Genomic DNA, 11,142 nt, shown 5'->3' on the forward strand with positions numbered 1-11,142 from the left:
CAGCCGTACGACGACCGTGTGACGCAACCGGCCTCACCTCATCGGCAGTTGAGGGGTGGGGCTGGGCTGTTAGTGTCGGCGGCGATGGCCGGCGTTGATGATCTCCAACTCGCGTTCGACACCTCGGACCTGGCGGCGGAACTCGCGCTCGCTCACTTCGAGGCTGGTGTTTCGGCGACGCTGAAGGCGGACGGCACACCGGTCACCGAGGCCGACCGGGCAGTGGAGCGGTTGCTTCGGGAGACGTTGTCGCGGGCACGGCCGGAGGATGCGTTCCTCGGCGAGGAACTCGGTCGGCTCGGTGCGTCCGATCGGGTCTGGATCCTCGACCCGATCGACGGCACCGGGTTCTTCAGTCGGGGTGATCCGAACTGGCGGATCCACCTTGCTCTGGAGGTCCAAGGGACCACAGAGGTCGCGGTTGTCACCTCTCCCGCGCTGCGGCGCTGTTGGTGGGCGACCCGAGGTGGCGGTTCCTTCGAGTCGTCCTGGCCGCGCGACGAGGGCAAGACGCGGCGCCTCGAGGTCAGTACGACGGCGACGCTCGCCGATGCCGTGCTCGATGCTCTGGACAACGAGTCCAGAGCTCGTCTCCCACCGAGCGCGGCTCGCCCACCGGCGAGCCCTCTGCCGCTGGTCGAGCTCGTTCGTGGCGAGATCGATGCCTTCTTGGCCGAGGGCTTCCATATCTGGGATCACGCGCCGTGGGTTCTGCTTGTCGAGGAGGCAGGCGGTCGCTTCACCGATCGAACCGGTGGCCGGGCGAGCGATCAGGGCGGCGGCTTGTACTCGAACGCCGTCCTGCACAGTCAGCTGCTGGCTTCGCTGCACTACCCGGCACGTCGATAATTCAGCAAGCGAGTTGGCGTCGGTCGGTCGAGGAGAGTCTGTGTCGAAGCGTCGCGTGGCCGGGTGGGTCCTTGCGGCTGGAATTCTGGTCGCCGGTGGGATCACGATCGTGGACTGGTGGCAGGGTCGGATGCCTGGCAAGCCGTACGAGCTCGACAAGGCCTGCTCGGGTACGGCGTACGACGGCGCCAAGCCGTTCGCGGGCGGAGGTCCGCACCCGATCGCGGTCTTCATGGAGAGCGACGCGGGGCACCTCGAGCACAACTCGCTGTACCAGTCGGACGGATCCAGTTGGCCGCCGTCCGATCCGCGGGACTCGGACGAGGTCCAGCTCGTTGCTTGTGCGACCGTGACCAATGAGGAGCCGACAAGCGGCAGCATGTGTGCGTACGGGATCGGGTCGCCGTCAGTGCCGATCGCCATGGTGCGTGCGACGTACCAAGTTCGGGTGTACGAATTGCGCACTCATCGGGAAGTGCTTTCGACACTTGTCGAGGGGCTCGACACCGAGTGCCCACCTGCGATCAGTGGGAGCTTCACACCCGACCGGCTGCTCAGCGAGCCGACGTCCGACCAATGGCGGAAGGTGCTGGGCGATCTGGTCGACAAGGATCGGTAGGCGGACGTCTTGACCTCTGGATGAAGCCGGCACCCCGGCAACCTCCTGCCCCACGCCGGCGCCGACGGACTGACCACTCGCTACTCCGACGCCTGGTTGCGATCTGATTGGGTGGAGCAATGATCCGAACCCGGACCGATGCCGATTTCGTCGACTGTGTCGTGCTGCTGCGCGACGTTCATGAGTCGGCCGGCTACCCGGTGAACTGGCCCGCCGATCCCAAGGACTGGCTGACGCCGCCGGACGCGCTCGGCTGCTGGGTCGTGACCGTGGACGGCGAGGTCGCCGGGCACGTGGCCGTCGGCGCCGAGGACGGGCGGGCGTTCGTGGAGCGGCTGTTCGTCGATCCTCAGCGAGGCGGCCGCGGGCTCGGGCGGCAGTTGCTGGACCACGCGGTCGAGGTGGCCGCGTCCGAAGGGCTGCCGCTGGAGCTTGAAGTAGCCGACAACTGCGAAGCGGCGATCCGGCTGTACGCGGGGGCCGGCTGGAAGGAACTCGGCCGTACGCCGATCGACTGGGGCGGGGATCAGGCCTCGGCAGTGATCCACTTCTCGGCGCCACCGTCCTGATCGATCAGCTCCGCGGGAGCCGCTCGGGCCGCGCTTCCCCGACGGGCTGCTCGCTGTGCATGACGGGGGGAACACGCCCGGTGACGGCGACCGGGAGGGAACCACTGTCGAACTGGTACGACTCGAAGACGTGCCTCAATCGGTATCCAGCTGTGACGCATGTCGCACTGATCCTGCGAAGGGTGTCACATCGGCCGGATTCACGCGTGCGGCCGGGTCCAAAGGTGACCAGTAGTTGGACTGGTGTCTCATCGCAGGACGGCTTTCGGTACCGGCGTACAAGTCGGCGTCCAGACAGTTAGCGGATCAGCAACCTGCTCGGTACGGTGTCCGGCAAGATGGGCAGTGATACCAGTGAGGAGGTTCACTGCCGAGCGGTATGCATCAACCTGGATCCACGCGGTCCTGCCTGCGAAGCCTCACCCGGCTGGCTGGGCCGGGGCCCGTGCAACGTTGCGGTCGCGGCGATCCCGCGCTCGAACCCGAGGAGTGCATGTGAGTGAGTCGGTGCCGGGCATTGCCCCGGAAGTGTTCGCGCCCGTGGAGGCGCCGGTCAGTCCCACCCAGGCCTCCGAGGAGGTCGATTTCGTCCAACTGCTGACACCCGAAGGTGAGCGCGTCGAGCACCCGGACTACTCCTTCGACCTCGACGACGAGGCGATCAAGGGCTTCTACCGGGACATGACCCTGGTCCGCCGGATCGACACCGAGGCGACCGCCCTGCAGCGTCAGGGCGAACTCGGCATCTGGGCCTCCCTGCTCGGCCAGGAAGCCGCGCAGATCGGCTCCGGCCGCGCGCTGAACAAGAAGGACATGGTCTTCCCGACCTACCGCGAGCACGGCGTCGCCTGGTGCCAGGGCGTCGACCCGCTGAACCTGCTCGGTCTGTTCCGCGGCGTCGACCAGGGCGCCTGGGACCCGCGCGACAACAACTTCCACCTCTACACGATCGTGATCGGCGCCCAGACGCTGCACGCGACCGGGTACGCGATGGGTCAGCAGCGCGACCACGCCGTCGGTGACCCCGAGACCGGCGAGGCGACGATCGCCTACTTCGGTGACGGCGCCAGCAGCCAGGGTGACGTGAACGAGGCCTTCATCTACGCCTCCGTCTTCAATGCACCGGTCGTCTTCTTCTGCCAGAACAACCAGTGGGCCATCTCGGAGCCGATCGACCGGCAGACCCGGATCCCGCTGTACCAGCGCGCCGCCGGCTTCGGGTTCCCCGGCGTCCGCGTCGACGGCAACGACGTACTGGCCACCTACGCGGTCACCCAGCAGGCGCTGAAGCGCGCCCGCGAGGGCAGCGGCCCGACCTTCGTCGAGGCCTACACCTACCGGATGGGCGCCCACACCACCTCGGACGACCCGACGAAGTACCGGCTGTCCGAGGACCTGGAGTACTGGAAGCTCAAGGACCCGATCGAGCGGGTGAAGGCCTACCTGGTCCGTGGCGGCCTGGCAGACCAGGACTTCTTCGACGGGATCGAGGCCGAGGCCGACCAGATCGCCGCCCGGCTGCGGGAGGGCTGCCTGTCGATGCCCGACCCGACGCTGACCGACTTCTTCGACCACGTGTACGTCGAGCAGACGCCGCAACTGACCGAGCAGCAGGGCCAGTTCGCCGAGTACGCCGCTTCGTTCAGTGCTGTTGACGGCGAGGGACGGTAATCATGGCCAAGATCAGTCTCGGCAAGGGCATCAACATGGGCCTGCGGGCGGCGATGGAAGCCGACCCGAAGGTCCTGATCATGGGCGAGGACATCGGCAAGCTCGGCGGTGTCTTCCGGGTCACCGAGGGGCTGCAGAAGGACTTCGGCGAGGACCGGGTGATCGACACCCCGCTGGCCGAGTCCGGCATCATCGGCACCGCCGTCGGTCTGGCGCTGCGCGGCTACCGGCCGGTCTGTGAGATCCAGTTCGACGGGTTCGTCTTCCCGGCCTACGACCAGATCATCAACCAGGTCGCCAAGATGCACTACCGGTCGATGGGCAAGCTGAAGATGCCGATTGTGATCCGGATCCCGTTCGGCGGCGGCATCGGCGCGGTCGAGCACCACTCGGAGTCGCCGGAGACGCTGTTCGCGCACGTCGCCGGCCTCAAGGTGGTCGCCTGCGGCGACCCGGTGGACGCCTACTGGATGATCCAGCAGGCGATCGCCTCGGACGACCCGGTGGTGTTCTTCGAGCCGAAGCGCCGGTACCACGAGAAGGCGGAGTTGGACGAGGACGTCCCGCCGGCCAACCCGCTGTACAAGGCGAAGGTGGTCCGCGAGGGCACCGACGCGACGCTGTTCTGCTACGGCCCGATGGTGAAGACCTGCCTGCAGGCGGCCGAGGCCGCGGTCGAGGACGGCCGCAACCTCGAGGTCGTCGACCTGCGCGCGATCTCGCCGCTGGACCTGGCGACGATCTTCGAGTCGGTGAAGAAGACCCGCCGCGCGGTCGTCGTGCACGAGGCGCCGCTGTCGCTCGGTACCGGCTCCGAACTCGCCGCCCGGGTGACCGAGGAGTGCTTCTACCACCTCGAGGCCCCCGTACTGCGGGTCGCCGGATTCGACACTCCCTACCCGCCGTCGCGGATGGAAGAGGAGTACCTGCCCGACCTGGACCGGGTGCTCGACGGCGTCGACCGGGTGATGGGGTACTGATGGGCGTCCAGCAGTTCCGCCTCCCCGACGTGGGAGAAGGCCTGGTCGAGGCAGAGATCGTCAGCTGGAAGGTCAAGCCCGGCGACACGGTCAAGCTGAACGACACCATCGTCGAGATCGAGACCGCCAAGTCCCTGGTCGAGCTCCCGGTGCCGTTCGCCGGTACCGTCACGGAGCTTCTTGTTCCCGAGGGTGAGACGGTGCCGGTCGGTACGCCGATCATCTCCGTCCAGACCGGCGAGGCGGCTCCGGGCGACCTGACTCCGCCGGTGGCCGAGGGCACGCCGAAGGAGGACATGGTCCCGGCCCTCCCCGAGGGGGAGGAGATCGAAGCGGGCAAGATCGGTGGCGCTGCCCCCGGCGGCCGCACCGCGGTCCTCGTCGGCTACGGCCCCAAAACCACCGAAGCCAAACGCCGCCCCCGCAAGGGCGCCCCGGCGGTTGCACCCGCCCAGGGCGGCCCGGCGCAGGGTGCGCCTTCGCAGGGCGTGCCTGCACAGGGTGGGTCCGCGCAAGATGCGCCCGCGCCGGCGCAGCCGGCGGGTGCGGCCGGGTCCGCCTACGGTGCTGTAGGGGCTGGCGCGGTGCCGGCTCATGCTCCCTCGACCGCGGATGATGCGCAGCTCGCCCGCGAGGCTCTTGTTGCTGAAGGCAACGAGGGTGGGTCCGTGCACGTGCTGGCGAAGCCGCCGGTGCGGAAGTTGGCCAAGGATCTGGGAATTGAACTGGCTTCGGTGACCGCGACCGGTCCCGGGGGTGTGATCACCCGGGCTGATGTCGAGGGGCACGCGGCGGCGTCGGCTGGAGCAGTCGGCTCTGCGGCGGGAGCGGTTGGCTCGCAGGAGGTGGCGGGCGGTTATGTCGCACCGGCTGCGGCGCCTGTGGTTTCGGGGCGCGGAGACACCCGGATCCCGATCAAGGGTGTGCAGAAGGTGATGGCGCAGGCGATGGTGGCCAGTGCGTTCACCGCTCCGCATGTGACCGAATGGATCACGGTCGACGTCAGCGCCACGATGGAACTCGTCGAGCGGCTCAAGGGCGACAAGGCGTTCCGGGACCTCAGAGTCTCGCCGTTGCTGATCGTGGCGAAGGCGGTGACGCTGGCGGCCCGGCGTACGCCGATCATCAACGCGGCGTGGGACGAGGCGGCCCAGGAGATCGTGCTCAAGGGCGCGGTCAACCTCGGCATCGCCGCGGCCACCCCGCGCGGGCTGATCGTGCCGAACATCAAGGGCGCCGACTCGCTCACGCTGCCCGAGTTGTGCAGGGCGCTGAACGACCTGGTCGCGGTGGCGCGCGAAGGCAAGACCCAGCCGGCCGACCAGGCCGGTGGTTCGTTCACGATCACCAACGTGGGCGTGTTCGGGGTCGACGCCGGGACGCCGATCATCAATCCGGGCGAGGCCGCGATCCTCGCCTTCGGTGCGGTCCGCAAGCAGCCGTGGGTGGTGGACGACGAGATCGTGCCGCGCTGGATCACCACGCTCGCGCTGTCCTTCGACCACCGCCTGATCGACGGCGAGAAGGGCTCGATCTTCCTCTCCGACGTAGCCTCCATCCTCGAGGACCCAGCCCGCGCGCTGATGTTCTGAGCACCACCCCGAAGCCCCGGTCGGACCCCGTCCACCGGGGCTTCGGGCTGCCGGAGACAAGGAGAGAGGGGATCCCGGGCGGGGGATCCCCTCTCTCAGTTCGTGCGGTGGGTTACCGGCGCACAGATCGTGCGTGGGTCACCAGCGCTGGATGGCGTCCAGGGAGTCGACGATGCCCTCGCCGAAGAACGCGTTGTTGGCGGTGGTGCCGGTGCAGCGCGGGTCCGGGGTGGTGGGGCAGGACTGGTCGTCGGCCTCGACGCGCAGGGCGTTCTCGATCTGGCGCGGGCTCAGCCACGGACGAGCCGACTTGATCAGGGCGGCGACGCCGGCGACGTGCGGCGAGGCCATCGACGTACCGGACATCGTGCCGTACTTGCCGCCCGGCAGGGTGGACAGGATGGTGCTGCCCGGGGCCGCCACGTCGATCTTGTTCAGGCCGAAGTTCGAGAAGCCGCTGCGGGCCCTGGCCTGGGTGGTGCTGGCGACGGTGATCACGCCGGGAAGCTCGGTCGGGATGTCGAGGCAGTCGTTGGTGATCTGCCGGGTGACCGCGGTGCTGTCGTTCGGGCTGCTGGTGTCCGTGGTCTTGTTGGCCAGGTCGTAGTTGGAGTTGCCGGCCGCCGCGACCGCGAGCCCGCCGCGCTTGGTGGCGAAGTCGACCGCCCGGCGGACCGACTCCTGGACCGCGCCCTGGTCGCCGTCGTCGTCGCACCAGAACTGCCACGGGTCGATGAAGTAACTGTGGTTCGTCACGTCCATCTTGTGCTCGGCGGCCCAGATGAACCCGCAGATCGCGTACTCCGGGAAGATGTAGCCGTCGTCGTTGACGACCTTCACCGAGGCGATCCGGACGTTCGGGGCGACCCCGACGATGCCGACGCCGTTCCGTGCCGCCGCGACGGTGCCGGCGACGTGGGTGCCGTGCGCGCTGGTGGTCGGCCGCCAGCCGCCCGGGGTGGTGTCCGGGACGCCGTTGCCGACGCAGTTGACCGAGTTCTTCGCGTCGAAGTTCGGGGCCAGGTCCGGGTGGGTGTCGTCCACGCCGCTGTCGTTGATGCCGACGAGGACCTTGCGGGAGCCGTCGGTGATCTGATGGGCCTGGTCCGCCTTGATCTGGACCATGTCCCACTGCTTGGCCTCGTCCGGGTCGAGCACCGGCGCCGCCTCACCGGCGTTCAGGCCCTTGGCGGCGGCGGTCTTGGCCGCCGTACCGACCGGGCCTTCACTGACGGCGGCGGTGCGGGTGGCACCGACGGTCTGGACGCTGCGGCCGTTCTTGCCGGCCCGCACGTCGGTGCGGAAGTCGGGGTTCGTCGACTGGGCGATGACGACGCCGATCTGGTCGTACGACTGGACGACGGTGCCGCCGGCCGCTACGACCGCCTGCTCGACCTTCTTCACGTGGCCCTTGTCGGACCTGGTGTTGACCACGTAGTTCATCAGGATGCCGGGCTCGGCGGCCGCGGCGGTGGATCCGGTCGGGGCGGACGGCGCCGCGTGGGCGGCGGTCGCGGTACCGGCGGCGGTGAGGGCGAGGGCCGCCGCGGCCAGGCCGGCGCTCAGCCGACGGGAACGGGAGGTTCGGGACAAGACATTCTCCTCGGGGCGATCGCGAACTGGACGGAACGCATCCGCGACTCTAGAGCGCATCGAGCCCCGAAATCCGCAAGAACGCGCAACTCACGGGAAACCCTGCGCGAGTCACTACCGACAGTCGAGGACGTCACTGTCCGCGTTCGCCGCTTGCCTGAGCTTCCAGGTACTGCGTGGGCGAGCGCGGGCTGATGCCGCGCCGAACCAGCGGGGCGTCATCCCAGTCGGCCGGCACCAGGTCCATGGCCAGGCCGCTGGCGAAGACCGACGCCAGGGCGTCGTTGGGCCGGGCCAGCAACCGACTGGCGATCCGGGCCGCGGCGCGCGGCATGTACTGGCGCTTGATGCTCAGGCCGATCAGTCCCTCGGCAACAGCGACCGCCTCGTTCCGGCTGAGCGCCTCAGGCCCGCCGAACTCGATCACCGCCGGCGGATCCGGCTCCAGCACGACAGTCGCGAGCAGCGCGGCCACGTCGTCGGTGCTGACCAGTCGCCGCGGGCTGTCGCCCTTGCCGATGATGGCGACCTTGCGTCCGGCCAGGTCGAAACGACCTCGGGGACCCAGATGGATCTCCTGGAAGCCGTCCGGCCGGAGTATCACCGTTCGCATCTGCGAGGCTGCGAGTCGCCTCTCCGTCGCCAGTTTGGCCCGTCCGAGCGGCGAGTCGGGGCCGGCCTCGAGACCGGCGTGGGAGACGTACGCGAACCGCTCGACGCCGGCCCGCTCAGCAGCGGCGATGAGCGCGGCCATGCCGACCTCGTCGACCTCGCGGATGGTCGGGCGGCGGACCCCGGCGAGCCTGCTGGTGATCGCCGACGCGGTCGCGACCACAGCCGTCACCCCGACGCACGCGGCCGGAAGGCTGCCGGGTTCGGTGAGGTCGCCGCGGATCGCATCACGAGACGTCGACGGCGTCCGGACCAGGCACCGCACCGTCTCACCCCGGGCGCGAAGATGCCCGATCACCCGGCTGCCCAGTTCACCCGTCGCGCCCACGACCAGAGTCACCACTGCTCTCACCCCTGTTCGTCAGCATGGTCCTGAGGGCGACTTCTGTCCACAGCACCCCACATCTGTGGATCCACCTGTGGATAACTCGGTGTCCCAGCCGGGAACAAACGGCCGCTCGAGGTGTTGTGTGTAAGATAGATACAACAGAGATACGAGAGCTGAGGGTGTAGTGGGTAGCGGGGCGGCCGATCATGAATCGGCGAAGGTGGGGTTCGAGCTGGGGGACCAGACGACGGAGATCGCCCGGATCGTCGCGGAAGCGGCGCCCGGAGTGGAGAAGATCCCGGCGGCGGAGCGGGTCTACGCGTACGTGAAGGCAGCCATCCTGGACCGGGTCTATCCCGGCGGTGCGCTGCTGACCGAGGGCGAGTTGGCCACCGCGGTCGGAGTCTCCCGTACTCCGGTCCGAGAGGCGCTGCTGCGGCTGGAGGAGTCCGGCCTGGTCAAGCTCTATCCGAAGAAGGGCGCGCTGGTCCTGCCGGTCCTGGCGCAGGAGATCAACGACGTCCTCGAGGCGCGCGAGTTGATCGAGGTGCATGCGGCCGCGAAGGTCTGGCACCGCCGCAGGCAACTCGTCGAGACGCTCGAGGAGCACGTCGAGCAGATGCGCACGCATCGCAGGGCGGGCGACGCCAAGACCTTCCTGGAGGCCGACCGCGCCTTCCACGAGGCGATTGTCGGTGCCGCGGGCAACGAGATTCTCGCCAAGCTCTACAACAGCCTGCGCGACCGGCAGGTCCGGATGGGCGTCCCGGGCATCGAGGTGCAGCCGGCCCGGATGGACAAGTCCATCGCCGCGCACCAGGAGATGATCGAGGCGCTGCGGGGCAACAGCCACAAGCGGTTCCGCGACCTCGTCGTCGACCACATCCACGTCGCCGCGAACGATCTGCGGGGCCTGCGGTGACCGAACTCCTCTTCCCCCTGGGCGGTCGTCGAGCCTGGGCGGTGTGGGCGACTGCTGTCTTCACCTACCTGGTGACCGTGCTGCATCGCGGCTCGATGAGCGTCGCGGGTCTGCAGGCGGCCGAGCGGTTCGACATCTCCGCGTCGGCGCTCGCCAGCTTCACTGTCGTCCAGTTGACCGTGTACGCCGCGATGCAGGTGCCGGTCGGCATCCTGCTGGACCGGTACGGGTCGAAGCGACTCCTGATCGCTGCCTCGGTGCTGCTGTTCGTCGCGCAGTCGGCGTTCAGCCTGGTCGACTCCTACCCGGCAGCCCTCGCGGCCCGGGCGGTCCTCGGCGTCGGTGACGCGCTTGTCTTCATCAGCGTGCTCCGAGTCGTCATGTCCTGGTTCCCCGCGCTCCGGCAGCCGGTGATGTCCCAGGCGACCGGCATGCTCGGCGGTATCGGCGCGATCGTGTCGACCGTGCCGATGGCGGCCGCGTTCCACGCCTTCGGCTGGACACCGACCTTCGCGGCCGCGAGCGTGCTCAGCCTGCTCACCGGTGCCGCCGTGCTCTTCCTCCTCAAGGACAGCCCGTACGACGAACCGCTGCACCGCGCGAAGCAGTCGATCACGCAGGTACGGCGGAACCTCCGGCGCGCGTGGATGGAGCCGGGCACCCGCCTCGGCCTCTGGACCCACTTCACCACCAGCTTCTCCGGCGGCACGTTCGGCCTGCTGTGGGGATACCCGTTCCTGGTCCAAGGACAGGGCGTCGCGCCAACAACCGCGGCGGCCATGCTCGTCCTGCCGGTCCTCGCCGGGCTCTTCTACGGCCCACTGGTCGGCCGGTACGCCGCCAGGTTCCCCTTCTACCGCTCGTGGATCGTGCTGGCCGTGATCGCCGGCTCCGTGTTCATGTGGACCGTCGTCCTGCTCTGGCCCGGCCGGGCTCCGATGCCCGTCCTGCTCCTGCTGATCGTCGTCCAGGCGGCCGGCGGTCCCGGGTCGATGCTCGGCCTGGACTACGCGCGGACGTTCAATCCGACCACCCGGTTCGGGGCGGCGAACGGAATGGTCAACACCGGTGGCTTCATCGCGATGCTGATCTGCATCGGCATGGTCGGGATCCTGCTGGACGCATCGTCGGGTGGCGCGGCGCAGACCCTCACCGACTTCAAGTGGGCGCTGACCTTCCAGTACGTGCTGTGGTCGATCGGAACCATCCAGATCGTCCGCTACCGGCGCCGGGCCCGCGCGACGCTGGCTCGCTACAACCCGGACATCTACGAAGCGCTCCGGGCGAACCAGATCGTGCCGCTGAAGGCCGACACCGGAGAGTTCGCCAGGCAGCGCTGAGACCGAG

Annotated in this window: 10 protein-coding genes; 8 read left to right on the forward strand and 2 right to left on the reverse strand. The window is 68.8% G+C overall.

Annotated features, from left to right (window positions below):
• Window positions 1-84 precede the first annotated feature (84 nt).
• From ABD255_RS09825 to ABD255_RS09850, 6 genes are all read left to right on the forward strand, one after another.
• Window positions 85-849 carry an inositol monophosphatase family protein gene (locus tag ABD255_RS09825; protein WP_344212110.1) on the forward strand — a complete coding sequence of 255 codons (765 nt, stop codon included), beginning with the start codon at window positions 85-87 and terminating at the stop codon, window positions 847-849.
• A 40-nt stretch (window positions 850-889) separates the two neighbouring features.
• On the forward strand, window positions 890-1,468 hold the full coding sequence (locus ABD255_RS09830) for a hypothetical protein (protein ID WP_344212113.1): 579 nt from the start codon (window positions 890-892) through the stop codon (window positions 1,466-1,468).
• A 119-nt stretch (window positions 1,469-1,587) separates the two neighbouring features.
• Window positions 1,588-2,037: a GNAT family N-acetyltransferase gene (locus ABD255_RS09835; protein ID WP_344212115.1), complete on the forward strand. Its 450-nt coding sequence runs from the start codon at window positions 1,588-1,590 to the stop codon at window positions 2,035-2,037.
• Between the two features lie 495 nt (window positions 2,038-2,532).
• Complete coding sequence (pdhA, locus tag ABD255_RS09840) at window positions 2,533-3,708, forward strand: pyruvate dehydrogenase (acetyl-transferring) E1 component subunit alpha (RefSeq protein WP_425554395.1); 1,176 nt, start codon at window positions 2,533-2,535, stop codon at window positions 3,706-3,708.
• Between the two features lie 2 nt (window positions 3,709-3,710).
• Window positions 3,711-4,688 carry an alpha-ketoacid dehydrogenase subunit beta gene (locus ABD255_RS09845; RefSeq protein WP_344212116.1) on the forward strand — a complete coding sequence of 326 codons (978 nt, stop codon included), beginning with the start codon at window positions 3,711-3,713 and terminating at the stop codon, window positions 4,686-4,688.
• Complete coding sequence (locus ABD255_RS09850; protein ID WP_344212118.1) at window positions 4,688-6,280, forward strand: dihydrolipoamide acetyltransferase family protein; 1,593 nt, start codon at window positions 4,688-4,690, stop codon at window positions 6,278-6,280. Before ABD255_RS09845 ends, ABD255_RS09850 begins: the two co-directional genes overlap by 1 nt.
• A 138-nt stretch (window positions 6,281-6,418) precedes the next feature.
• Here ABD255_RS09850 and ABD255_RS09855 read toward each other — a convergent pair whose 3' ends face one another.
• Window positions 6,419-7,873, reverse strand: coding sequence for a S8 family peptidase (locus tag ABD255_RS09855; RefSeq protein WP_344212120.1), 1,455 nt, complete (start codon window positions 7,871-7,873; stop codon window positions 6,419-6,421).
• Between the two features lie 133 nt (window positions 7,874-8,006).
• A complete protein-coding gene (locus tag ABD255_RS09860; protein WP_344212122.1) occupies window positions 8,007-8,885 on the reverse strand; it encodes an SDR family oxidoreductase in 879 nt (292 codons plus the stop codon).
• A 208-nt stretch (window positions 8,886-9,093) separates the two neighbouring features.
• Here ABD255_RS09860 and ABD255_RS09865 point away from each other — a divergent pair, with 208 nt between their 5' ends.
• Together ABD255_RS09865 and ABD255_RS09870 are read left to right on the forward strand one after the other, a co-directional pair.
• Entirely contained in the window at window positions 9,094-9,795 is a 702-nt protein-coding gene (locus tag ABD255_RS09865; protein WP_344212124.1) for a GntR family transcriptional regulator, read from the forward strand.
• Window positions 9,792-11,135 carry an MFS transporter gene (locus tag ABD255_RS09870; protein ID WP_344212126.1) on the forward strand — a complete coding sequence of 448 codons (1,344 nt, stop codon included), beginning with the start codon at window positions 9,792-9,794 and terminating at the stop codon, window positions 11,133-11,135. The genes ABD255_RS09865 and ABD255_RS09870 overlap by 4 nt, the downstream gene beginning before the upstream one ends.
• The last annotated feature ends 7 nt before the right edge of the window (window positions 11,136-11,142 follow it).

This window comes from Kribbella sancticallisti (genome assembly GCF_039530625.1).
Taxonomy (GTDB): domain Bacteria; phylum Actinomycetota; class Actinomycetes; order Propionibacteriales; family Kribbellaceae; genus Kribbella; species Kribbella sancticallisti.